This is a genomic window from Yersinia aleksiciae, from assembly GCF_001047675.1.
GTDB lineage: Bacteria > Pseudomonadota > Gammaproteobacteria > Enterobacterales > Enterobacteriaceae > Yersinia > Yersinia aleksiciae.
Map to the genome: position 1 here is coordinate 2,245,054 of NZ_CP011975.1, position 23,226 is coordinate 2,268,279.

The window sequence follows — 23,226 nt, forward strand, 5'->3', positions numbered from 1 at the left end:
AGAAAAAAATGACAACCCTGATTCACGTACTGGGATCTGATATCCCGCACCATAATCTGACCGTGCTGCGCTTCTTTAATGATGTGCTGGCAACGCGTGTGCCCACAGAACAGGTGCGGCACTTTATGGTGGCGGCAAAAGAGACGGCAGCTTTTTCATCATTCACGCAGCTGGATATTGAAACGCACGAAAATAAGAAAACCTTGGCCGAGGCGGTGATCGCCCGCGCACAGGCGGATCGCAGCACGCGCTTCTTCTGGCACGGCCAGTTTAATGCCACCTTGTGGCTGGCGCTGTTGAGCGGCAAAATCAAACCACGACAGGTCTATTGGCATGTCTGGGGTGCTGATCTTTATGAAGATGCCAAAAGCTGGAAGTTTCGCCTGTTTTACGTCTTGCGCCGCCTTGCTCAAGGGCGAGTGGGCCATGTCTTTGCGACCCGTGGCGACTTAATCTATTTCCAGCAGCGTCATCCTCGGGTGCCAGCGTCACTGCTCTACTTCCCGACCCGCATGGACCCAGCATTAACCAGTATCAGTGTGGAGAAGCCATTGGCGGGGCCAATGACGATTTTAGTGGGCAACTCTGGCGACACCACTAACCGCCATATTGAAGCGCTGAAAGCGATTCATCAGCAGTTTGGCCCGGATGCCAGAGTGATTCTGCCGATGGGTTATCCGGCAAATAATGAGCTGTATATCGAGCAAGTTAGGCAGGCGGGGTTGGCACTCTTCGCGCCCGAAAATCTGCGCATCCTGACGGATCAGATCCCCTTTGATGACTACCTGAATATCCTGCGCGAATGCGATTTAGGCTATTTTATTTTCAATCGTCAGCAAGGCATCGGCACCCTGTGTTTGTTAACGCAATTTGGCGTGCCTTTTGTGTTGAGCCGTAAAAATCCCTTCTGGCAAGATTTGGCCGAGCAGCATATCCCGGTGCTTTTCTATGGCGACTCACTGGATGAGCCGTTGATTCGCGAGGCACAGCGCCAATTAGCCGGGCTGGATAAACACGCGATCGCCTTCTTTAACCCCAATTACATTGAGGGTTGGCTGCAAGCACTGGCAATGGCCGCAGGAGAACACCCATGACACTGGGGCAATTTGGCGGTCTGTTCGGCGTCTACTTAATCGCGGTCATTTTTATCCTGATCTTGACGTATCAGGAGTTTCGGCGCGTCCGCTTTAACTTCAACGTGCTGTTCTCCATGCTCTACTTGCTGACCTTCTATTTTGGCTTCCCGCTGACCTGCATGCTGGTGTTCCAGTTTGGGGTGGCGGTGGTGCCGGTTGAGTACTTGCTGTATGCCATGCTCTCCGCCACGGCGTTTTATGCTATTTACTACGTGAGCTACAAAACCCGGCTGACCAAGCCACGCACTCAGCCGCGCACCCCGATTTTCACGATGAATCGGGTGGAAACCAATCTGACCTGGATGCTGCTGGCGCTGGTGGCGATCGGCACCGTGGGCATCTTCTTTATGCAGAATGGTTTCCTGCTGTTTAAGCTCGACTCCTACAGCAAAATCTTCTCCAGTGATGTCTCGGGCGTCGCATTGAAGCGCTTTTTCTACTTCTTTATCCCCGCCATGTTGGTGGTCTATTTCCTGAAACAGGACATGCGCGCGTGGTTCTTCTTCCTCGCAAGCACTGTGGCTTTTGGCATCCTGACCTATGTTATCGTCGGTGGGACGCGGGCTAACATCATTATCGCCTTCTCACTGTTCCTGTTTATCGGCATAGTGCGCGGCTGGATCACGTTGTGGATGTTGGCGGCCGCGGGAGTCTTTGGCATTGTCGGGATGTTCTGGCTGGCGTTGAAACGTTATGGGCTGGATGTTAACGGGGCAGAGGCGTTTTACACTTTCCTCTACCTGACGCGGGATACCTTCTCGCCGTGGGAAAACCTCGGCTTGCTGCTCCAGAACTACGACAAAATAGATTTCCAAGGTTTAGCGCCGATAATCCGTGATTTTTATGTGTTTATTCCCAGCCTCCTGTGGCCGGAGCGGCCAGACTTGGTGCTGAATACCGCCAACTACTTTACCTGGGATGTGCTGGATAACCACTCAGGACTGGCAATCTCCCCCACGCTGATAGGCTCTTTGGTGGTGATGGGTGGGGTACTGTTTATCCCGCTGGGTGCCATTGTGGTTGGGTTAATCATTAAATGGTTCGACTGGCTTTATGAACAGGGCAAAGCGGAAAAGAATCGCTACAAAGCGGCCATTCTGCAAAGCTTCTGTTTTGGTGCGATATTTAACATCATCGTCTTGGCACGGGAAGGGTTAGACTCCTTTGTCTCGCGGGTGGTGTTTTTCTGCGTGATTTTTGGTGCCTGTCTGGTACTGGCAAAATTGTTGTACTGGTTGTTCGATACGGCGGGTTTGATCACGCAGCGCGTTCAGCGTCGTGTTAGCAAATCTAAGCGCCTGTCCATGCCTGAAGCGGGCAATCAACTGTAAGGATTGTAATGGAACCGAATACTGCTATTCCAACCCAACAAACTGACATTCCAAAATATAATGTCCGTGGTTTCGAGATCTGGGGTTTTCGTGACATGGCTCAGACGCTGGATCACCTGCTGAGCAGCGGCCCGGTCAAAACCGGCACACTGGTGGCTATGAATGCAGAGAAATTGCTGAAAGCCGAAGACGACGCCGCACTACGTGAACTGATTAACGAGGCTGAATACCTGTATGCCGATGGTATCAGCATGGTGCGGGCTATTCGCCGCAAATACCCGCAGGCGCAGCTCTCGCGGGTTGCAGGGGCGGACTTATGGGAAGCCTTGATGCAACGCGCAGGCCAGCAAGGGACGCCAGTCTTTTTAGTCGGTGGCAAGCCGGAAATTCTGGCTGAAACGGAAGCCAAGCTGCGAGCACAATGGAATGTGAATTTGGTGGGGAGTCAGGATGGTTACTTCACGCCAGAACAGCGTGAGGCACTCTTTGCCCGTATTGCGGCCAGTGGCGCGGCGATTGTCACGGTTGCCATGGGATCACCTAAACAGGAGATGTTTATGCGCGACTGCCGTAAATTCTACCCTGATGCGCTGTATATGGGTGTTGGCGGGACTTACGACGTCTTTACGGGGCACGTCAAGCGTGCGCCGAAGATCTGGCAGAACCTGGGGCTGGAGTGGCTTTATCGCCTACTGGCACAACCCAGCCGCATCCGTCGCCAATTCAAACTGCTGAAGTTTGTGGGTTACTATTACAGTGGCCGTTTGTAATATTCTAAACTAAGCAGGGCCACCTAAGGCCCTGCAATGATAACGATTTCATTTATCCCCCTCACTAATCCCCCTCACTGTAATTCCATTATGGAATCAATTTAATTATTTTTATTCCATAAAGTTTTAGTTTCCTGTTTGCTAATCTGCCGCAGATACGGAACGATACGGGCCGGCTAGGGCTTTACAGTCACTCGCTCTTATTACGTTTTTAATTTGTCGTTATTAATAATTAAGCTGAATACCTTATTCAGCTGCGTAATTTATTTTTTATAACTACTACAACCGGGGATCCGGAGCGGATACACACCAGTCGATTGACAGAGGGATATATGGCAGACAACGAAGCGAAAAAAGGATTACACCGTGGGCTGGAAGCTCGGCATATCGAGTTGATAGCGCTAGGTGGCACTATTGGTGTCGGGCTGTTTATGGGATCCGCCAGCACATTGCAATGGGCCGGGCCATCGGTATTGCTGGCTTACATTATTGCTGGTTTATTTGTGTTCTTCATCATGCGCGCAATGGGCGAAATGCTCTATCTGGAGCCAGTAGCCGGCTCCTTCGCTGTGTATGCACATAAATATCTCAGCCCCTATTTCGGCTATCTGACCGCTTGGGGTTATTGGTTTATGTGGATAGCGGTGGGGATCTCCGAGATTACCGCTATTGGCGTCTACGTTCAGTTTTGGTTCCCGGAAATACCCCAATGGTTACCTGCTATCGCGGGGGTCGCCATAGTCGCACTGGCGAATCTGGCGGCGGTCAGATTATATGGCGAGTTAGAGTTCTGGTTTGCGATGATCAAGGTTACCACTATCATCGTGATGATTCTGGTGGGGCTAGGGGTCATCTTCTTCGGTTTTGGCAATCACGGCCAGCCCATTGGCTTTGATAACCTGACGGCCCACGGCGGCTTCTTTGCGGGCGGTTGGAAAGGGTTTATGTTCGCGCTGTGTATTGTGGTGGCATCCTATCAGGGTGTTGAGTTGGTCGGCATCACCGCCGGTGAAGCCCGAAACCCGCAAGTCACCTTAAAACGTGCCATCAATAATATCTTGTGGCGCATTCTGATTTTCTATGTCGGCGCGATATTTGTCATTGTCACCATCTTCCCGTGGAACGGCATCGGCACGGAAGGCAGCCCCTTTGTGCTGACCTTCGCCAAGATAGGGATCACCGCTGCCGCAGGGATTATCAACTTTGTGGTGCTGACCGCCGCGCTATCCGGCTGTAATAGCGGCATGTACAGTGGCGGACGCATGTTGTATGCCTTGGCGAAAAACCGCCAGTTACCCGCTTGCCTGACGAAACTCTCGGCTAATGGTGTTCCGGTTAACTGCATTGCAGTCACGATCTTGTGCCTGCTGGTGGGCTCTAGCCTCAATTACATCATTCCAAATCCGCAGCAGGTGTTTGTGTATGTTTACAGCGCCAGCGTCTTGCCGGGCATGGTACCGTGGTTTGTGGTGCTGGTGAGCCAGCTACGTTTCCGGCAGGTACATAAAGAGGCACTGAAACAGCATCCGTTCAAATCGATCATGTTCCCGTACGTCAACTACCTCACCATCGCCTTTTTGCTTTGTGTTCTGGTGGGGATGGGGATTAACCCAGAGACGCGTCTATCGCTATTAGCGGGGGCAATTTTCTTAGGATTAGTGACGGTAGGCTATTTCGGCCTAAAAGTACGCACAACTGACACCCCTGTGGTTTCAAGGACGAAGGAGATAGAACGCCTATAAAACCAGCGAACGAGGTGAGGTGAGGGCTACCAATGGCTGACTTTTGTGGCAGACTGTGCAAAGCGTAAGCAAACACGCCATTTCTTCTAAAAAAGCACTAGACAGCCAAGTATTAAAACCGTAGTATCCTCACCCGCAACGGCGCTAAGCGCCCGTAGCTCAGCTGGATAGAGCGCTGCCCTCCGGAGGCAGAGGTCTCAGGTTCGAATCCTGTCGGGCGCACCATTAATTTTGTGTGCAAGAGCTGCGGTGGTAAGATTGCCGCGTACGACGAGTACGAAGTAAGTTGTAAAGAAGTTATGGTGGCTATAGCTCAGTTGGTAGAGCCCTGGATTGTGATTCCAGTTGTCGTGGGTTCGAGCCCCATTAGCCACCCCAAATTTTGTGGAACATGCGATGGTGGCGGAATTGGTAGACGCGCTAGCTTCAGGTGTTAGTGTCCTTACGGACGTGAGGGTTCAAGTCCCTCCCTTCGCACCACACAAACATGTAGATTTTATTAAGATTTACATGGACATAGGTCGAAAGACCTTGTAGAGTAAGAAGCAAGAAATCGGCGAGTAGCGCAGCTTGGTAGCGCAACTGGTTTGGGACCAGTGGGTCGGAGGTTCGAATCCTCTCTCGCCGACCAATTTCAGAAGAAACCCCGCAATGCGGGGTTTTTTTTCGTCTCTAGTTTGTCTGGATAATCTCACGTTCCCATAATTCCCATCCATAACCACTCATATCCATTAATCCTATCCCAGCCTTGTTCACGGCTAACGGCGCTCTATCACGCTCATTTTCTTTTGCCCCAAACTTTGTTGCCACCCTTTGATCAAATCAGACGGTTAGACTGGCTTGGCCTGTGATTTATCCTCTCAGATCATAAGTGTTGGTTTTCCGCGACAAAAGACCCATGCTTTGTCTCTAAAGAGAGACACATAATATATTGATAAATAAGAATAAAATTAATGAGGGCGGATAGCGTCGTTTTGTAGCGACAGATCACTCGGGGTGTGTCGTCATCAGGGTCGGCAGAGGAGGGTATGGCATGCCAAATGGACATAAAAATAAATCTATGGTTTATCAGATAATTAGGGGATTATTTGCGGATGATTAGATGAAACTGCCACCGATTACGCAATTTGGCACGCTAACTGCAATATCTACCTCGTAGATGCTCATCTCACTTATTATGACAGCTTGGCTTTATAACCACTTCATAAACCCAGAGATGATGCAGAGCCGATTTTAGGGTGCCTATTGTCCATGTAAACGATGTTGAATATCTTCATCACATACCGGACATAACGTTGAGTGAGGCGCCAACATGTTGTCTGTAGACCTGAAAATTTTAGACGCTTGCCGAAACCGGCAAGCGTTTTTTTTGGCAAAGGAGATAACAAAAAAGCTCCCGTAGGAGCTTTCAGACCGCTGACAAAGTCGATTGAAGGGGAAATGTTCCGTTGGGGTCGTAGTCGCGTAAGCGCCCCTAGGGATAGTCGCCCCTTCATCCACCTAGCTTGATGTTGACAAACCTCGATGACTCTCCGCCGCGTTCACCATGCTTAGAGTGATTCACCACTCTGCCGCAGGGTTGATAACAACCCCTCACGACGAGCTTGGGCGGCATCCTCAGGGCGATGCAGCTTATCCAAGGCATCCGCTAACCATGCGTAATCATACCCGTCTGGGCGCTGCGCAAGGGCGGCGGCAAAGGCTTCTCTGGCTTTCTCCCACTCACCGTGTTTCAGCATCAACTGACCCAAAGTACTATTGAGCAACGGTGTCGCGCCATGCTGCTTGATCTGCTGGCGCAATGATTTCTCCAGCGGCTCGGGATTACCTGACTTCAGACGCGGGATCAACAGCACCAAGCGCTCATCATATTGGCGCTTCAGGCCATCCAAAATGATCTGCTGGGCAACATCATGATCATCACACTCGATCAGATGCTCAGCTAACGCCACTTGCAGCGGGATCTCGTTGCGAACTTTACGGCTCTGATCTTTCCACCAGCGCTTCAGGCCATCACTGCCTTCTTCTGCCATACATTGATTCATTATGCCAATGTAAGCTTGCTGCTCCAGCGCGGCGATCTCCTCTGACGTATGAAGCTGAACCTTGCCAATCGCTGGTAAAATCTCCAGCAATGAGCTGTAAGCGCCAGAGCGCAGGTAGGCTTGTTCCGCCAAACGCAGGACTTCTGGATGGCGCGGTGCCTGATCCAGCAGACGATCGACACCATGGCGTGCCGCATGAACGTGGCCCTGTGCCAGCTGAATGCGCACACGGGTGATATCCACCGGCAGTTGGTCGTTATCGGCCACTTCTGCCGCCCGCTCCAGATATTGATTGGTGCGGAACTCATCACCGCGCTGCTGGGCCGCTTCCGCCGCCAGCAAATAGTTCACCATCGGCTGTTCAGCGTGATCGGCATTGCGGGTGAGCAACTTCTCCACCTGCTTAAAATCACCTTCAGCCAGCTTGATCAGCGCGGCTTTGGTTTGCTTACGGGCGCGGGTGCGTTTACGGCCCATAAACCAGCCACGGGTACGAGCACCGGTGCGGAAAATCCGGCGCAGTACCCATTCCACGATCAGGAACGCGACCAAAACCAGCACCAGCATAATGACCAGACCGGTCACGCTCGTCTCAACGTTATAGTTGTCGGTCTGGATCAACACATAACCCTGATGGCCAGCCAACATGGGGCCAAGGACGATCCCAGCGGTCAGAATGAGGAATAACAGTAAAACTCGCAGCATACTTATTCCCCCTGTGCGGCAGCTGGCGCTTGTGCCAGTAAGTTACGAACCCGAGTTTGCATCAATTTTTCCAGCATCGACTGGCTCTTCAATTGATCAGGCACATCCATTGATATGGACTGTTGACTCAGGCTATCTAATTCATCCAGAAAAGCCTTGGTGCTTGGGTCGTTCACATCAAAATAGGCGCGAACCCAGGTGGAGATAGTCTCGAGCGACTGTTTATAGACCTCATCCTGATGGCGAGGCACCGCTTGTGCCGCTACCAACAGGCGGGAGCGGATATTCTCGCGCAGATAAACATCCTGATTTGGTGCCAGCAGTGGCTCGGCGCTGCTATCACGGCGACGAATAGTTATAAAATCAGACATAAAACTGTGCCAGCTTTTGGTCAAATTCTGCCGCCATTCAGAGAGTGAGCTGGAGAGTTCATCGCTATCGGCATCCATCGGCGAATCATCAATATTGTTATCAGCCAGACGCAGATTATCGACCTGATTGGAGAGCTGATTTAATTTGAGGATGATGCCGTCGAAATCCACCTGACTGACCGCTGATAAGGCGCTGATATCCTCGGTCAAGGCGCGGCGCACATCAATAAGACTCGGGTCATTCATGTCAGCGAGGCTGGCATCGGCGCTTTTCAATAATGTGGCGGCGGTGGTGACGTCCTGATCGCTCCACAGTTTGCGACCGGCCATTTTCACCAGAAAATCAGCCTGTGCCAGTAGCCAGGTTTTGGCATCGCTCCCTGAGATAGTGGCGACTTTTTCCTGCAACTCATTGAGTTGGCGAATCAGCGAGGTCTGTTGGCGATCGGCTGCCTCCAACGCCTTGCCTTGCTGCTGCAATAATGACTCAAGCTGTTGTTTTTCTTGCAACTGGCTCTGTTTCAGTTCAGCCAGCTGTTCTTGCAGTGTGAGAGTCGCTGCATCTTGTAACTGGGCCTGCTGGTGTCCGTAATAATAAAGCCCGGCACCCAGCGCGATAGCCAGTGCAATAGCAATAGCCCCCAGAATTGGCCCGGAGCGTTTTTCCCGGCGGTTTTCAGGTGCTGGCTGTTGGTGCCTCTCAACCGCAGTGGTTGTCTCTTCCACTGGTGCGGATGGGGTATTTTGTTCCGTCATATTGGGCATCCCATAGTCAGGTTTCAGGTGTGTTTTAGGTCTTGTAGCGCGCGGATCAGCGCGTCATTATCAGCATTCTCTGCCACCCGGATATCACTCCAGCCCATTTGGGCGGCCAAGGTAGCCAAACGATCACTGACCACCACTAAGTGGCAGCGCAGCAACCAGGAAGAACGATAGTAATCAGGAACTAAAGTATAGATCTGTTGTAACATTTCGCCGCTGGTCACCACCAGAATATTGACGCCAGCACGTTGCCAGTGAGCACTTTGTTCACTGCCATCATAAAAGATCGGGCTGCGTTGATAACATTCGCAGAAGGTCACCTCTGCCCCGCGCTGCGCAAGGCTCTCACCCAGCAGCTCGCGCCCACCATTACCGCGCAATAACAGCGCCTTTTTACCCGCCAGTTTTTGCAGATCGGGCAATAATAGCAGCATCTCGCTGGTCTCACCCATCGGCGGAAACGTGACGTGCAAGCGGCTGGCGGTATGCAGTGCCAACGCGGTGCCACGACCAATAGCATAATAAGATAACTGCGCAGGCCATGACAGGTTATTTCTTTTTAACAGCGGGTTAGCGTAGCGCACGGCGTTCTGCGATAGTGCAAAAACCAGATCACCCGCCTGCATTTCTTGCAGCAAGGCAGGCAGTTTGGGCAGGTCATCACCGGGTGAGAAATCAATCAAGGGGGCATGATAGGCAACCCGACCCAGTGCACGCAGGCGACTGACTAACTGCTCCCCAGCGGGGGAGGGACGGGTCACCAGAATGGTCATAGTGGTGGGTTATCCTGATAAACAGCGGCCAATATCTCCCGCGCACCTCGTGAAAGCAGCTCATCGGCCAGTTCGATCCCCATTTGCTCGGCATTCTCCGCCGGGCCACGGCGCTCACCGCGAATGATCTCACTACCATCGGGTGCGCCCACTAAAGCTCGAAGCCACAGCTGGTCACCTTCCAATTCGGCATAGCTGCCAATTGGCACCTGACAGCCACCTTCAAGGCGGGTATTCATGGCACGTTCTGCACAGACCCGCAATTCCGTGTCGCGATGATTGAGTGGCGCTAACAGTTGACGGGTGAAATCATCGTCCAGACGGCACTCGATACCCACGGCACCCTGACCCACCGCGGGTAATGACTCTTCGGCAGGCATGGCATAGCGAATACGGGTTTCCAGTCCAAGGCGCTTAAGGCCCGCAACGGCAAGAATAATCGCGTGATAATCGCCGTTATCCAGCTTGGCAAGGCGGGTACCGACGTTACCCCGCAGATCGCGGATAATCAGGTCGGGGCGACGTTCACGCAGCTGGCACTGGCGGCGCAAGCTAGAAGTGCCGACGATGCTGCCAGCCGGGAGATCATCCAGGTGGGCATAATGTGATGAGACGAACGCATCACGCGGGTCATCACGTTCGCAAATGGTGACCAGACCCAAGCCGTCAGGGAAAGCGATCGGCACATCTTTCATGGAGTGCACGGCGATATCAGCCCGACCATCCAGGAGCGCCAACTCTAACTCTTTGACGAACAAGCCCTTACCACCCACTTTTGCCAGTGGCGTATCCAGAATGATATCCCCGCGAGTCACCATAGGGACCAACTCAACGTGCAGGCCGGGGTGATTGACTTGCAGTAAATGTTGAACATAATGTGCTTGCCATAAGGCGAGCGGGCTTTGTCGCGTGGCAATTCGAATAATTTTGTCTAACATTGCTTGTTACCGTTTTATTTATTTTGCGGCCCATCCTACCATTGACCGACGAGTACTGTCAGTGCGGTAGCCACATGATCAAGGCGGGTAAGAGTACAAGAAAGCAACTATTGTAACAAATGTGTGGCGGGATAAGGGGTTTATACTCTCCTTCCGCACATTGCTGCCTTGCCAGCGGCTTTCGCTGAAATGCATGGGCCCCGTTGCCCGCTTGCAACGCCCATGATTTTGCTCAGAGAAAGAGACGTTATAATTGTAGGGATAGCTTTACTTTCTTTACGGTCAATCGGCAAGGTGTTAGATTGATCACGTTTCCAGCAATCATTCGTTAAATATTCTTCAAACAAACTGTTTTTTGGTCATTTCAATAAAAAGTACAGATTTTTTGATAATGCCAAGTAAGCAACAAACGAATGTGGAACGCGGGTTTCTTTCTAAGCACCGGAACAATCAGGCGAGACGTCTTGTACCTCTACATCGAGACACTGAAACAGCGACTGGATGCGATCAACCAATTACGAGTCGATCGCGCCTTGGCGGCCATGGGGCCAGCCTTCCAAAAGGTTTACAGTCTGCTACCGACCCTACTACATCATCATCATCCACTGATGCCGGGTTACCTTGATGGTAACGTTCCCCATGGCGTCTGCATTTTCACGCCTAATGAAACGCAACAGAATTATCTGTCTGAGGTTGAAGCCAAGTCGGGCGCACCTCTAGAGCAGAGTGCTGGCGGTGAACTGCCGATTACTGGCGTCTATTCGATGGGGAGCACCTCCTCCATTGGGCAGTGCCATACCTCGGACCTGGATATCTGGGTGTGCCATCAGGCTTGGCTCGATACTGAAGAGCGCCATCGCCTACAGCAAAAATGCAGCCTGCTGGAGAAATGGGCGGCATCAATGGGGGTTGAGGTCAGCTTCTTCCTGATTGATGAAAACCGCTTCCGTCACAACGCCAGCGGCAGTTTGGGTGGCGAAGATTGCGGTTCGACCCAACATATTTTATTGCTGGATGAATTTTACCGCAGCGCGGTTCGTCTGGCGGGGAAACGTATTCTGTGGAATATGGTTCCGGTTGAAGAAGAGAATAATTACGATGATTACGTGCTGTCGCTCTATGCGCAGGGCGTATTAACACCGAATGAATGGCTGGACTTGGGCGGCCTGAGCACCCTGTCGGCGGAAGAGTATTTCGGTGCCAGTTTGTGGCAACTGTATAAAAGTATCGATTCGCCGTATAAAGCGGTGCTGAAAACCCTGCTGTTGGAAGCTTACTCTTGGGAATATCCTAATTCCCAATTATTGGCGATGGAGATCAAACAGCGCTTACATGCCGGTGAAATTGTCGCCTTTGGCCTCGATGCTTACTGCATGATGCTCGATCGCGTCACCCGCTATCTAACCCAAATCAATGACACCACCCGACTGAATCTGGTGCGCCGCTGCTTCTATCTGAAAGTATGCGAAAAACTCTCGCGCACCCCAGCGAGCATCGGCTGGCGGCGTGAAATCCTCAGCCAACTGGTCAGTGAGTGGGGCTGGAGCGATGAGAGTCTGGCAGTGCTGGATAATCGCGCCAACTGGAAGATTGAACGGGTGCGTGAAGCGCATAACGAGTTGTTAGATGCGATGATGCAGAGCTATCGTAATTTGATTCGCTTTGCCCGCCGCAACAACCTGAGTGTCAGCGCCAGCCCGCAAGATATCGGGGTTCTGACCCGTAAACTCTACGCAGCTTTTGAAGCGTTGCCAGGTAAAGTGACGCTGGTTAACCCGCAAATTTCACCGGATCTTTCAGAAGAGCACCTGACCTTTATTCATGTGCCGGCTGGCCGTGCAAACCGTCCTGGCTGGTACTTGTATAATCAAGCGCCCTCCATGGATGCTATCGTCAGCCATCAGCCGCTGGAATATAACCGCTACCTGAACAAACTGGTGTCGTGGGCCTATTTCAACGGCCTGTTGACCAGCAAGACTCGACTACACATTAAAAGCGCCAATCTGTGCAATACCACCAAACTGCAAGAGTTGGTGACGGATATCTCCCACCACTTCCCGCTGCGCCTACCTGCGCCAACGCCGAAGGCACTGTACAGCCCGTGCGAGATTCGCCACTTGGCGATTATCGTCAATTTGGAACATGATCCGACTGCGGCTTTCCGTAATCAGGTGGTGCATTTTGATTTCCGTAAACTGGATGTATTCAGTTTTGGCGAGCAGCAGCAGTGCTTAGTCGGCAGTATCGATTTGCTGTACCGCAACTCGTGGAACGAAGTGCGTACCCTGCATTTCAGCGGTGAACAGGCGGTATTGGAGGCGCTGAAAACCATTTTAGGCAAGATGCATCAAGATGCCGCGCCACCAGAGTCGGTGGATGTATTCTGCTATAGCCAGCATTTACGTGGCTTGATTCGCACCCGAATTCAGCAACTGGTTTCTGAATGCATTGAGCTGCGCTTATCCAGCACTCGTCAAGAGCCAGGCCGCTTCAAAGCGGTACGCGTTTCCGGCCAGACGTGGGGGCTGTTCTTCGAGCGTCTGAGTGTGTCAGTGCAGAAGCTGGAAAACGCGGTCGAATTCTACGGGGCGATCTCCAATAACAAACTGCATGGGTTATCGATTCAGGTCGAAACCGATCAAATTCATCTGCCGCCGGTTGTCGACGGTTTTGCCAGCGAAGGGATCATTCAGTTCTTCTTCGAAGGCACCGCAGATGAAAAAGGCTTTAATATTTACATATTGGATGAGTCAAACCGCGTGGAGGTTTATCACCACTGCGAGGGCAGTAAAGAGGAGTTGGTGCGGGACGTCAGCAGGTTCTATTCGTCTTCCCATGACCGCTTTACTTACGGCTCCAGCTTTATCAACTTCAACCTGCCGCAGTTCTACCAAATTGTGCAGTTAGATGGCCGTACGCAAGTGATTCCGTTCCGCAGTAATACGTTATCTCATCTGTATATTGCGGATAAAGAAGCCAGCCTGCCGGTGCAGCAGTTCCAACTGCACTAACACTCGGATAAGTCATTATCTGATAAAAAATAAAAGGGACACGCAAAAATCGTGTCCCTTATTGATCCCAGCGCAATTAACCAAAACTCACTTCTTCGCCCGCTTGTGTGGTGGCGGCTTCAGATAGTTTGGTGAAAAATTCTACGCCGCTACGTGAGCAATACCAGTGGCCATCACGGTAATCAAAATGGTAACCGCCCGCTTTGGTGGCCAGCCAGACCTGATGCAATGGCTCTTGGCGATTGATCACAATCTTGCTGCCATTCTCGAAAGTCAGGGTCATCACCCCGCCATTGGTTTCATAATCGATATCACTATCGCCACTAAAAGCATCCAGTGTTTCTTCAATGCAAAGCATCAATTGATCGGCTAACTGATGAAACTCGCTATCGTTCATATTCAATTCCTATTGCTTTTCATGATCCACCTGCGATTATAGAGACCTTGGGCGCATGAATCACAGGCATTAATGCGCTAAAACAATTTACAGGCGTTATAAATGAAAAAAGAACTCGGTTGGCCACTGGTGGCGATGATGGTACTCGCACTCTCCGGCTGTGGCCTGAAAGGTCCGCTATACTTTCCGCCGTCAGACAAACCAAAAACAGAAACAGCGCAACCCGATAGTGGCAAGACAGAACGTAATCAGCAGGATTTATCTGGCGCAAAACAGAGCCAGACGATCGCCGGGCCACAGTGATTAGCCCTATCGCAGCCAGATAGTGTCAGTACCGAGCTTAGCCAGTACCGAATTTAGCCAGTAATAAAATGAAAGTCAGCGGAGTATGAAATGCAGTTCTCCAAAATGCACGGTCTTGGCAACGACTTTATGGTTGTCGATGCAGTTACCCAAAATGTTTACTTTTCGCCGGAGTTAATCCGCCGATTAGCAGACCGGCACACTGGCGTGGGCTTTGATCAGATGTTGGTGGTTGAACCTCCTTATGATCCTGAACTGGATTTTCACTACCGTATTTTTAATGCTGATGGCAGCGAAGTTTCTCAGTGTGGCAATGGCGCGCGCTGTTTTGCCCGTTTTGTCCGGCTGAAGGGCTTGACCAACAAGCGCGACATCAGTGTGAGCACCCAAACTGGCCGCATGATCTTGAGTGTCACGGAAGATGAAGACGTGTGCGTTAACATGGGTGAACCCAATTTTGACCCACAAAGCGTCCCTTTTCGCGCGGCTAAAGCGGAGAAAACCTATATTTTCCGCGCGGCCGAACACACGGTACTATGCGGTGTGGTGTCAATGGGCAACCCGCACTGTGTGCTGCAAGTTGATGATGTTTCGGTTGCCAATGTCGCGTTGCTGGGGCCAGTATTAGAGAGCCATGAGCGCTTCCCTGAGCGGGCCAATATTGGTTTTATGCAGGTGGTGAGCCGTGAAAATATCCGCTTACGGGTGTATGAGCGCGGAGCCGGTGAAACCCAAGCCTGTGGGAGTGGCGCTTGTGCTGCCGTGGCCGTCGGCATCCAGCAAGAGCTGTTGGATGAAGAGGTGACGGTGGAGTTGCCAGGGGGTAGCTTGCTGATCAGTTGGAAAGGGCCAGGCTATCCACTGTATATGACGGGGCCAGCAACCCATGTCTATGACGGATTTATTCATTTATAATATACCCGTCATACTTCAAGCTGCATGTGCGTTGGCTGCCTTCGTTCACCCCAGTCACTTACTGATGTAAGCTCCTGGGGATTTACTCAGTTGCCGCCTTCCTGCAACTTGAATTATCTAGGGTATAAGTGTTCATTATGACGGGTGTGACATGAAAAGTTATGAGGAGCAGGCGTTAGCGGCCATCGAGTTAGACGATGACGCTGTCATGCAGTACTTATTGCAAAATCCCGACTTCTTTATCCGCAATGCTCGTCTGGTCGAACAGATGCATATTCCTCATCCGGTTCGAGGCAGTGTCTCGCTGGTGGAGTGGCAACTGGGGCGACAACGTAACCAGATTGGCCAGTTGGAAGAGGAGATCACCTTGCTGATGGAGCAGGCTGGCCTGAACGAAGTGCTGTTCAACCGCTTACTGCAACTGCAAAGTCATCTGGCGGCGGCCAGCAGCTTGCAAGATATGCTCAACCGCTTACAGCGCTGGGCCAGAGATTTCGGGCTGAGCGGTGCCAATGTTAGGTTGTTCAGCGACCGCTGGCATATTGGTGCGCCCTCTGACTTCACCCATCTAGGGCTTTCCCGCCAAGCCTTCGAGCCACTCCGCATTCAACGGCTAGGCAGCGATAACCATTATCTCGGCAGCTTGAATGGGCCAGAACTGCTGCTGCTATTGCCACAGGCGAAGCAAGTGGGTTCGGTGGCACTCTCATTGCTGGGTAAATCGGGCGATTTGGGCGTGATTATCTTCAGCAGTCGCGACACACAGCACTATCAGCAAGGCATGGGCACCGTGATGCTGAATCAGCTATCCACGTTATTGCCAAGCCTGCTGGAGCGTTGGATCGAGCCGGTATGACCGAATTCAGCGCCTCGCTTGCCCCGCAGGTCGAGGCTTTTCTGCGTTATCTCAAAGTTGAGCGTCAACTCAGCCCGCTCACCATCACCAGTTATCGACGCCAGTTACAGGCGCTTATGGCGATGGGCGAGCAGATGGGCCTTGCGCACTGGCAAACGCTGGATGCGGCGCAGGTTCGCTCACTGGTTTCCCGCAGCAAACGTGCGGGATTGCACTCCTCCAGTCTGGCATTGCGGCTCTCGGCGTTGCGTAGTTTCCTCAATTGGCTGGTCAGCCAAGGCGTATTGCAGGCCAATCCCGCCAAAGGGGTGAGCACGCCACGCTCTGGTCGCCATCTGCCGAAAAACATTGATGTCGACGAAGTGGATAAACTGCTGGATATTGACCTCAACGATCCACTGGCGGTACGTGACCGTGCGATGCTGGAAGTGATGTACGGTGCGGGTCTGCGTCTCTCTGAGCTGGTGGGTATGAATTGCAAACACGTGGACCTCGCCAGCGGTGAAGTCTGGGTGATAGGTAAGGGCAGCAAGGAGCGCAAAGTGCCGATCGGCAGAACGGCAGTGACTTGGTTGAATCACTGGCTGGCGCTGCGCGAACTGTTTGAGCCGCAAGATGACGCCATCTTCTTAGCCAATACCGGCAAGCGAATTTCAGCGCGTAATGTGCAAAAACGCTTTGCAGAGTGGGGGGTGAAGCAAGGGGTCAGTAGCCATATCCACCCCCATAAATTGCGCCACTCCTTCGCCACCCACATGCTGGAATCCAGCGGCGATCTGCGCGCAGTACAAGAGCTACTGGGCCATGCCAATCTGACTACCACACAAATTTATACCCATCTCGACTTTCAACATCTGGCGACAGTGTATGATGCTGCTCATCCACGGGCCAAACGAGGCAAATCCTGATGCATTTTTATCGTCCACTTGAACGTATTTCCGCCATTACCTTCGATTTGGATGACACGCTGTATGACAATCGCCCGGTAATCACCCGCACTGAACAAGAGTCAGTGGCTTTTTTGCAGCAGTACCATCCTAATTTGGCGCAGTTGCAAGCAGCAGATTTCCAGCGTTTTCGCAGCGAGTTACTGGCGCAAGACCCTGATATCTACCACGATGTCACCCAGTGGCGCTGGCATGCCATTGAGCTGGGCCTGCTCCGCCATGGCTTGAGCAAATCAGAGGCGCAATGTGGGGCCGATGCTGCTATGGAGAACTTCTCCCTGTGGCGCAGCCGCATTTATGTGCCAGCAGAGACTCATGACACGCTGAGCGCGCTGGCTGAGCACTACCCGCTGGTGGCGATCACTAATGGCAATGCTGATCCTAAAGCCTGCGGCCTCGACCACTATTTTCAGTTTGTGCTGCGCTCCGGCCCCCATGGTCGCGCCAAGCCGTACCGCGATATGTACCATAAAGCGGCGAATCATCTGGATATCCCGCTGAAACATATCCTGCATGTGGGGGATGATCTGACCACGGATGTCGCTGGTTCACTGCGTTGCGGCATGCAGGCATGCTGGATTAATGACCGGCAACAGAACCTAATGACCGCCAGTGATAGCCGATTATTGCCCCATATTGAGATTTCTCAGTTGGCATCCCTGACAGCATTGTTATAATCCCCTGCAATAACTCTGTATAAATTCACAGTGGAATGGTGGTAAAATACCCGAATAATCGGTGATTTTCCTCTCTTCTCTTATCCGAAAAACGGTGCCTATGGACGTTTCTGACCTGCTCGACAGCCTGAATGAAAAACAACGCGAAGCCGTGGCTGCGCCACGCTGCAACCTGTTGGTACTGGCCGGTGCAGGCAGTGGCAAAACCAGAGTGCTGGTGCATCGTATTGCTTGGTTGCTCTCAGTAGAAAACGCCTCGCCCTACTCAATTATCTCGGTCACCTTCACCAATAAAGCGGCGGCGGAGATGCGCCACCGTATCGAGCATCTGATTGGCACCAGTCAGGGCGGCATGTGGATCGGCACTTTCCACGGGCTGGCGCATCGCCTGCTACGCGCCCACCATCTGGATGCCAACCTGCCGCAAGATTTTCAGATTCTGGACAGCGACGACCAACTGCGCTTATTAAAACGTCTGGTCAAAGCGCTGAATTTAGACGAAAAACAGTGGCCGCCGCGTCAGGCTATGTGGTACATCAACGGCAAAAAAGATGAAGGATTACGTCCGCAGCACATTGAGAGCTACGGTAATCCGGTTGAAGCCACGTGGCTGCGTATTTATCAGGCGTATCAGGAAGCCTGTGACCGCGCGGGGCTGGTGGATTTTGCCGAGCTGTTGCTGCGTGCCCATGAACTGTGGCTCAACAAACCCCATATTCTTAACCACTATCGTGAACGCTTTACCAACATTCTGGTGGATGAGTTTCAGGATACCAACAACATCCAATACGCCTGGATTCGCCTGCTGGCGGGTGACCGCGCCAATGTGATGATCGTCGGCGACGATGACCAGTCAATTTATGGCTGGCGCGGGGCGCAGGTCGAAAACATCCAGCGTTTCCTGAAAGACTTCCCCGGTGCCGAAACCATCCGGCTGGAGCAGAATTACCGCTCAACCAGCAATATCTTGACGGCGGCGAACGCCCTGATTGCCCACAATGATGGCCGCATGGGGAAAAACCTGTGGACCGAAGGGGCCGAAGGCGAGCCAATCTCGATCTATTGCGCCTTTAACGAGCTGGACGAAGCCCGCTTTGTGGTAAGCCGTATTCGCGCCTGGCGCGACAACGGCGGCGCGCTGAATGATTGCGCCATCTTGTATCGCAGCAACGCCCAATCGCGCGTATTGGAAGAGGCGCTATTGCAGACCGCGATGCCATACCGGATCTATGGCGGTCAGCGCTTCTTCGAACGTCAGGAGATCAAAGATGCACTGGCTTACTTGCGTCTGGTCTCTAATCGCAATGACGATGCCGCCTTTGAGCGGGTAGTCAATACGCCAACCCGTGGCATCGGCGATCGCACGCTGGATGTGGTGCGCCAAACCGCTCGTGACCGCCAGTTAACCTTGTGGCAATCCACCCGTGCCATGTTGCAGGAAAAAGTGCTGGCGGGCCGTGCCGCTTCTGCGCTGCAACGTTTTGTCGAGCTGGTGGACTCACTGGCCCATGAAACCGCAGATATGCCATTGCATGTCCAAACTGACCGGGTGATCCGTGACTCCGGTTTGTGGTCGATGTACGAGCAAGAGAAAGGCGAAAAGGGTCAAGCGCGGGTAGAAAACCTTGAAGAGCTGGTCAATGCGACCCGCCAATACAGCTATCAGGATGAAGATCAGGATCTGATGCCACTTCAGGCATTTCTCTCTCACGCGGCTTTGGAAGCGGGAGAGGGGCAAGCGGATGCCTATCAGGATGCGGTGCAGCTCATGACGCTCCACTCAGCCAAAGGTTTGGAGTTCCCGCAGGTATTTATTGTGGGTATGGAAGAGGGGATGTTCCCAAGCCAGATGTCATTGGACGAGGGCGGGCGGCTGGAAGAGGAGCGCCGACTGGCCTATGTCGGTGTCACTCGGGCGATGCAAAAACTGACACTCTGTTATGCCGAGAGCCGCCGGTTGTATGGCAAAGAGGTGAATCACCGCCCCTCACGCTTTATTGGCGAACTGCCACCGGAGTGTGTCGAGGAGGTTCGGCTGCGCGCGACAGTCTCACGTCCGGTGAATCACCGTAGTATGGGGACACCGATGAATGAGAATGATAGCGGCTTTTCATTGGGTCAGCGCGTGCGCCACCCTAAATTTGGCGAAGGCACCATCGTGAATTTGGAAGGCAGCGGCGAGCATAGCCGCTTGCAGGTGGCGTTCCCTGGCGAGGGGATTAAGTGGTTAGTGGCGGCCTATGCGCGATTAGAAGCCGTAGGCTAACACCCTTCGGCCTTGACGCCGCAGCGGCGTTAGTGGCTCTCATTCTGGGCGTCGGTTTCGGCCTGCAATAAAATGGCTTTCCCCATCCACTGGGTAACATCTTGAATCCCGGCCTCATCCAGATGCCAAATATCTTTCAGCACCATAAACACTTCTGAGCCATAAATGAGCGAAAATGCGTGGACCACCCGTTGTAGGGCCTCCGGTGTTAGCTTCCCCTCCAGCGGCTCTACCGCCAGTTTTAACAACCGCTTACGGTTGCCACGGACTAATTTCTCTTCATTGTTCGGATTGCTGCGGTTATCGGCCCATTGCTGCAATGACAGATGCAGTGCGGCACGTAGCACGCCCTCATGTTGCAACATGCGCGGATAAGCAAAAGAGAGCAGCTCGGCAATGCGCTGCCGTGCATCGGGTTGGGTGGGTTGCCATGCCAGTATCGGGCCGAGACTTTCATCGACCATGGCAGAGACCAACGCACTTTGTGTCGGGAAATAGCGGTACGCCGTGGCACGGGAAAGTTGGGCGGCGTTTGCCACCTCGGTTATCGATGGAAACGTCCCTTGCTCGTACATCGACATGGCGGTATCGATAAGTAACCGCCGGGTTCTCGCCCTGATGGTGGTTAACGATGGAGGGGCGCTGTCCTGTTCATCTTGATTGTTCACGGTCACTCCACAGTACAAATCCTATTTTCGCCCACTATAGCAAACCGCTAACACAAACCACTATGAAAGCATGCCGCGCTCAAATTAATTTTGAGACTACCGTCTCATATTTCAGCAATGCTCTTTGCGGAAATGATACGCTAGTCTCAATATGATTCTATCTTAACCAACTCGCTTCGTTGTTCGGCTGTAAGCAAAAAAAAACCTCCAATAAAAAAGAAGTGAGCTGCTTAAATTTTTGCGACATTCCGCATTCATAGAAGGATGTTCAGATGCCTCGTCATATTTTTATCGCGACTACCACAGATACCAAAGGCGAAGAGCTGGCCTATGTCAGCGCATTGATTAATGCAACCGGGCTGAAGACCGTCACGGTTGATTTGTCGACCAAAGAGGGTCAACGCGACAGTGGCGCGGATATCAGCGCACAGGTCGTCGCGAGCTACCATCCTGATGGGGCTCAGGCGGTTTTCTGTGGTGACCGAGGGCGGGCAATTAGCGCCATGGCCGTGGCATTTGAGCGATTTTTGGTGAGTCGAGATGATGTCGCCGCACTATTAGGTTTGGGCGGGTCCGGTGGCACCGCGCTGATCACCCCCGCCATGCAGAGCTTACCTATTGGTATTCCTAAACTGATGGTGTCGACCATGGCTTCTGGCGATGTTTCTGGCTACATCGGCGCGAGTGACATTGCCATGATGTATTCCGTAACTGATATTGCTGGGCTAAATCGTATCTCGCGGCGGGTGCTGAGTAATGCAGCCCACCAAATGGCTGGCGCGGTCTATTTCGCCAAAGAAGAGTCGCAGGTTGAGGACAAACCGGCGCTGGGCTTGACCATGTTTGGTGTGACCACCCCCTGCATTCAGGCGGTCAGCGCCGCCTTATCCGCAGAGTATGACTGTCTGGTGTTCCACGCCACCGGCAGCGGCGGCAAAGCAATGGAGAAACTGGCTGAAAGTGGTTTGCTGGCAGGGGCGCTTGACCTGACGACCACCGAAGTCTGCGATCTGTTATTTGATGGCGTATTGGCCTGTGGTCCAGAGCGCTTCGATGCCATTGCCCATACCAATATCCCTTATGTTGGCTCCTGCGGCGCGCTGGATATGGTCAACTTCGGCAGTCCGGCAACCATTCCGGCTAAATATGCTGATCGCTTGTTCTATAAGCACAACGCGCAAGTCACGCTGATGCGCACCACTGAGCAGGAGAACATTCAAATGGCGCGCTGGATTGGCGAGAAGTTAAATCGCTGCGAAGGCGAAGTGCGCTTCCTGATTCCAACGGGCGGGTTCTCGGCACTGGATGCTCTCGGTCAGCTCTTCTGGGATGAGAAGGCGCTGAACGCCTTTATCCAGACGCTGGAAGCCACTGTGATTCAAACTGATAAACGCCGCTTGGTGCATTATCCGTTCAACATTAACGACCCACGGTTCGCACAAGCCGCGGTAGAGAACTTTAAAGAAATAGCAAAGAGCCCATCCCACCCTAAATAACTCGAGTTGCAGGCAGGCAACCAACGCACATGCAGCTTGAAGTATGACGGGTATAGGGCCAATTTATTGTGGAGAAGCAAATGTCAAAATTTCAACGCCAGGCCATCTTGGCCAAATTCCGGGAAATGATTGCCCGCCGTGAGCCGATTATTGGCGGCGGTGCGGGCACAGGGCTGTCAGCCAAATGTGAAGAGGCTGGTGGAATTGATCTCATCGTTATCTACAACTCAGGCCGCTATCGCATGGCCGGTCGTGGTTCGTTAGCGGGTCTGCTGGCGTACGGCAATGCCAATGAGATTGTGGTTGATATGGCGAAAGAAGTGCTGCCGGTGGTGAAAAACACCCCAGTGCTGGCCGGTGTTAATGGCACCGACCCCTTCTGCCAATTTGACCACTTTTTAGACCACTTGCAGGATTTGGGTTTTTCTGGCGTACAGAACTTCCCAACCGTGGGCTTAATCGACGGTAACTTCCGCGCTAATCTGGAAGAGACCGGCATGGGCTATGGCCTGGAAGTGGATATGATCCGTCTGGCCCACGAAAAAGATTTACTGACGACACCTTATGTCTTCAGTGCCGCCGATGCGGTCGCCATGACGCAAGCGGGGGCCGATATTATTGTTCCTCATATGGGGCTAACCACGGGCGGTAATATTGGCGCGGATACGGCGCTGAAGCTGGCGGACTGTGTGCCTTTAATTAACGACTGGGCTGCTGCTGCCAAAGCGGTACGTGAAGATGTGATTGTGCTGTGCCACGGCGGGCCAATATCTACGCCTGAAGATGCCCAATATATTATGGATAACTGTCCGCAATGTGACGGTTTCTACGGTGCCAGTTCGATGGAACGGTTACCGACAGAAATTGCACTGACGGACACGACCAGACAGTTTAAAAAAATAAAACGTTGATATTCTTGCCAATACTTAAGGGAAAGCCTGTGTCTGAGTTCTGCTAAGTTATCGGCTAAACGAAGATGCAGGATACGTAAAACCGAGGTCAATTATGACCTCGGTTTTTTTTATATCATAATTTAACTAAAAAAGAGTAATGCGGCTATATGAGAAATATACGTATAGTTTTAACCGTCATTTGTTTGGAATTAGTCAATCCAGCA

Annotated in this window: 20 protein-coding genes and 4 tRNA genes; 17 read left to right on the top strand and 7 right to left on the bottom strand. The window is 52.4% G+C overall.

The window, feature by feature from the left end:
* Positions 1-8 precede the first annotated feature (8 nt).
* From ACZ76_RS10105 to ACZ76_RS10140, 8 genes are all read left to right on the top strand, one after another.
* Positions 9-1,094 carry a TDP-N-acetylfucosamine:lipid II N-acetylfucosaminyltransferase gene (locus tag ACZ76_RS10105; RefSeq protein ID WP_048618828.1) on the top strand — a complete coding sequence of 362 codons (1,086 nt, stop codon included), beginning with the start codon at positions 9-11 and terminating at the stop codon, positions 1,092-1,094.
* The gene (wzyE, locus tag ACZ76_RS10110) at positions 1,091-2,467 is read left to right on the top strand and encodes an ECA oligosaccharide polymerase (protein WP_048618829.1); all 1,377 of its coding nucleotides are present in this window, start codon (positions 1,091-1,093) and stop codon (positions 2,465-2,467) included. The genes ACZ76_RS10105 and wzyE overlap by 4 nt, the downstream gene beginning before the upstream one ends.
* Before the next feature lie 8 nt (positions 2,468-2,475).
* Positions 2,476-3,237 (top strand): lipopolysaccharide N-acetylmannosaminouronosyltransferase, encoded by a 762-nt coding sequence (wecG, locus tag ACZ76_RS10115; RefSeq protein ID WP_048618830.1) that lies wholly within the window; start codon positions 2,476-2,478, stop codon positions 3,235-3,237.
* 332 nt (positions 3,238-3,569) lie between these two features.
* Positions 3,570-4,979: a bifunctional threonine/serine APC transporter ThrP gene (thrP, locus tag ACZ76_RS10120; protein ID WP_048618831.1), complete on the top strand. Its 1,410-nt coding sequence runs from the start codon at positions 3,570-3,572 to the stop codon at positions 4,977-4,979.
* A gap of 148 nt (positions 4,980-5,127) precedes the next feature.
* A tRNA-Arg gene (locus ACZ76_RS10125) sits at positions 5,128-5,204 on the top strand.
* A 77-nt stretch (positions 5,205-5,281) separates the two neighbouring features.
* Positions 5,282-5,357, top strand: a tRNA-His gene (locus tag ACZ76_RS10130).
* Between the two features lie 15 nt (positions 5,358-5,372).
* A tRNA-Leu gene (locus tag ACZ76_RS10135) sits at positions 5,373-5,459 on the top strand.
* A gap of 74 nt (positions 5,460-5,533) precedes the next feature.
* Positions 5,534-5,610: transfer RNA gene (locus ACZ76_RS10140), tRNA-Pro, on the top strand.
* A gap of 919 nt (positions 5,611-6,529) precedes the next feature.
* Here ACZ76_RS10140 and hemY read toward each other — a convergent pair.
* The 5 genes from hemY to ACZ76_RS19750 all read right to left on the bottom strand — a co-directional run bounded on the left by hemY (position 6,530) and on the right by ACZ76_RS19750 (position 10,920).
* A complete protein-coding gene (hemY, locus tag ACZ76_RS10145; RefSeq protein WP_048618832.1) occupies positions 6,530-7,729 on the bottom strand; it encodes a protoheme IX biogenesis protein HemY in 1,200 nt (399 codons plus the stop codon).
* Positions 7,730-7,731: 2 nt separating this feature from the next.
* Positions 7,732-8,856, bottom strand: coding sequence for a uroporphyrinogen-III C-methyltransferase (hemX, locus tag ACZ76_RS10150; protein ID WP_048618833.1), 1,125 nt, complete (start codon positions 8,854-8,856; stop codon positions 7,732-7,734).
* A gap of 23 nt (positions 8,857-8,879) precedes the next feature.
* Positions 8,880-9,635, bottom strand: coding sequence for a uroporphyrinogen-III synthase (hemD, locus tag ACZ76_RS10155; protein ID WP_048618834.1), 756 nt, complete (start codon positions 9,633-9,635; stop codon positions 8,880-8,882).
* Entirely contained in the window at positions 9,632-10,573 is a 942-nt protein-coding gene (hemC, locus tag ACZ76_RS10160; RefSeq protein WP_048618835.1) for a hydroxymethylbilane synthase, read from the bottom strand. The genes hemD and hemC overlap by 4 nt, the downstream gene beginning before the upstream one ends.
* A gap of 140 nt (positions 10,574-10,713) precedes the next feature.
* Positions 10,714-10,920, bottom strand: a complete 207-nt coding sequence (locus ACZ76_RS19750) for a hypothetical protein (protein WP_071840495.1) — start codon at positions 10,918-10,920, stop codon at positions 10,714-10,716.
* Positions 10,921-11,037: 117 nt separating this feature from the next.
* On the opposite strand from ACZ76_RS19750, the gene ACZ76_RS10165 reads away from it, so the two are divergent.
* Positions 11,038-13,584 (top strand): class I adenylate cyclase, encoded by a 2,547-nt coding sequence (locus ACZ76_RS10165; protein WP_048618836.1) that lies wholly within the window; start codon positions 11,038-11,040, stop codon positions 13,582-13,584.
* Between the two features lie 76 nt (positions 13,585-13,660).
* Here the strand turns inward: ACZ76_RS10165 and cyaY are convergent, their stop codons facing one another.
* The gene (cyaY, locus tag ACZ76_RS10170) at positions 13,661-13,981 is read right to left on the bottom strand and encodes an iron donor protein CyaY (RefSeq protein WP_048618837.1); all 321 of its coding nucleotides are present in this window, start codon (positions 13,979-13,981) and stop codon (positions 13,661-13,663) included.
* Between the two features lie 102 nt (positions 13,982-14,083).
* Between cyaY and lptM the strand changes: the two genes are divergently transcribed.
* From lptM to uvrD, 6 genes are all read left to right on the top strand, one after another.
* The gene (gene lptM, locus ACZ76_RS10175) at positions 14,084-14,284 is read left to right on the top strand and encodes an LPS translocon maturation chaperone LptM (protein WP_048618838.1); all 201 of its coding nucleotides are present in this window, start codon (positions 14,084-14,086) and stop codon (positions 14,282-14,284) included.
* 90 nt (positions 14,285-14,374) lie between these two features.
* Positions 14,375-15,199 (top strand): diaminopimelate epimerase, encoded by an 825-nt coding sequence (dapF, locus tag ACZ76_RS10180; RefSeq protein WP_048618839.1) that lies wholly within the window; start codon positions 14,375-14,377, stop codon positions 15,197-15,199.
* Positions 15,200-15,350: 151 nt separating this feature from the next.
* On the top strand, positions 15,351-16,055 hold the full coding sequence (locus ACZ76_RS10185; RefSeq protein WP_048618840.1) for a DUF484 domain-containing protein: 705 nt from the start codon (positions 15,351-15,353) through the stop codon (positions 16,053-16,055).
* Entirely contained in the window at positions 16,052-16,963 is a 912-nt protein-coding gene (xerC, locus tag ACZ76_RS10190; RefSeq protein WP_048618841.1) for a tyrosine recombinase XerC, read from the top strand. The genes ACZ76_RS10185 and xerC overlap by 4 nt, the downstream gene beginning before the upstream one ends.
* The gene (gene yigB / locus ACZ76_RS10195; RefSeq protein ID WP_048618842.1) at positions 16,963-17,679 is read left to right on the top strand and encodes a 5-amino-6-(5-phospho-D-ribitylamino)uracil phosphatase YigB; all 717 of its coding nucleotides are present in this window, start codon (positions 16,963-16,965) and stop codon (positions 17,677-17,679) included. The genes xerC and yigB overlap by 1 nt, the downstream gene beginning before the upstream one ends.
* 100 nt (positions 17,680-17,779) lie before the next feature.
* Positions 17,780-19,945 (top strand): DNA helicase II, encoded by a 2,166-nt coding sequence (uvrD, locus tag ACZ76_RS10200; RefSeq protein ID WP_048618843.1) that lies wholly within the window; start codon positions 17,780-17,782, stop codon positions 19,943-19,945.
* Positions 19,946-19,974: 29 nt separating this feature from the next.
* Here uvrD and ACZ76_RS10205 read toward each other — a convergent pair whose 3' ends face one another.
* Positions 19,975-20,619 carry a TetR/AcrR family transcriptional regulator gene (locus ACZ76_RS10205; RefSeq protein WP_374700781.1) on the bottom strand — a complete coding sequence of 215 codons (645 nt, stop codon included), beginning with the start codon at positions 20,617-20,619 and terminating at the stop codon, positions 19,975-19,977.
* 266 nt (positions 20,620-20,885) lie between these two features.
* Between ACZ76_RS10205 and ACZ76_RS10210 the strand changes: the two genes are divergently transcribed.
* On the top strand, positions 20,886-22,109 hold the full coding sequence (locus ACZ76_RS10210) for a Tm-1-like ATP-binding domain-containing protein (protein ID WP_048618845.1): 1,224 nt from the start codon (positions 20,886-20,888) through the stop codon (positions 22,107-22,109).
* Between the two features lie 80 nt (positions 22,110-22,189).
* Positions 22,190-23,020, top strand: a complete 831-nt coding sequence (locus ACZ76_RS10215) for a phosphoenolpyruvate hydrolase family protein (protein ID WP_048618846.1) — start codon at positions 22,190-22,192, stop codon at positions 23,018-23,020.
* Positions 23,021-23,226: the final 206 nt, after the last annotated feature.

Bases quoted from the DNA above. Each gene is read 5' to 3' on its own strand.
- hemC (WP_048618835.1), bottom strand. From the start codon at position 10,573: ATGTTAGACAAAATTATTCGAATTGCCACGCGACAAAGCCCGCTCGCC.
- ACZ76_RS10185 (WP_048618840.1), top strand. From the start codon at position 15,351: ATGAAAAGTTATGAGGAGCAGGCGTTAGCGGCCATCGAGTTAGACGAT.
- hemX (WP_048618833.1), bottom strand. From the start codon at position 8,856: ATGACGGAACAAAATACCCCATCCGCACCAGTGGAAGAGACAACCACT.
- xerC (WP_048618841.1), top strand. From the start codon at position 16,052: ATGACCGAATTCAGCGCCTCGCTTGCCCCGCAGGTCGAGGCTTTTCTG.
- dapF (WP_048618839.1), top strand. From the start codon at position 14,375: ATGCAGTTCTCCAAAATGCACGGTCTTGGCAACGACTTTATGGTTGTC.
- ACZ76_RS10105 (WP_048618828.1), top strand. From the start codon at position 9: ATGACAACCCTGATTCACGTACTGGGATCTGATATCCCGCACCATAAT.
- hemD (WP_048618834.1), bottom strand. From the start codon at position 9,635: ATGACCATTCTGGTGACCCGTCCCTCCCCCGCTGGGGAGCAGTTAGTC.
- hemY (WP_048618832.1), bottom strand. From the start codon at position 7,729: ATGCTGCGAGTTTTACTGTTATTCCTCATTCTGACCGCTGGGATCGTC.
- lptM (WP_048618838.1), top strand. From the start codon at position 14,084: ATGAAAAAAGAACTCGGTTGGCCACTGGTGGCGATGATGGTACTCGCA.
- ACZ76_RS10210 (WP_048618845.1), top strand. From the start codon at position 20,886: ATGCCTCGTCATATTTTTATCGCGACTACCACAGATACCAAAGGCGAA.
- yigB (WP_048618842.1), top strand. From the start codon at position 16,963: ATGCATTTTTATCGTCCACTTGAACGTATTTCCGCCATTACCTTCGAT.
- cyaY (WP_048618837.1), bottom strand. From the start codon at position 13,981: ATGAACGATAGCGAGTTTCATCAGTTAGCCGATCAATTGATGCTTTGC.
- wecG (WP_048618830.1), top strand. From the start codon at position 2,476: ATGGAACCGAATACTGCTATTCCAACCCAACAAACTGACATTCCAAAA.
- thrP (WP_048618831.1), top strand. From the start codon at position 3,570: ATGGCAGACAACGAAGCGAAAAAAGGATTACACCGTGGGCTGGAAGCT.
- ACZ76_RS10215 (WP_048618846.1), top strand. From the start codon at position 22,190: ATGTCAAAATTTCAACGCCAGGCCATCTTGGCCAAATTCCGGGAAATG.
- uvrD (WP_048618843.1), top strand. From the start codon at position 17,780: ATGGACGTTTCTGACCTGCTCGACAGCCTGAATGAAAAACAACGCGAA.
- wzyE (WP_048618829.1), top strand. From the start codon at position 1,091: ATGACACTGGGGCAATTTGGCGGTCTGTTCGGCGTCTACTTAATCGCG.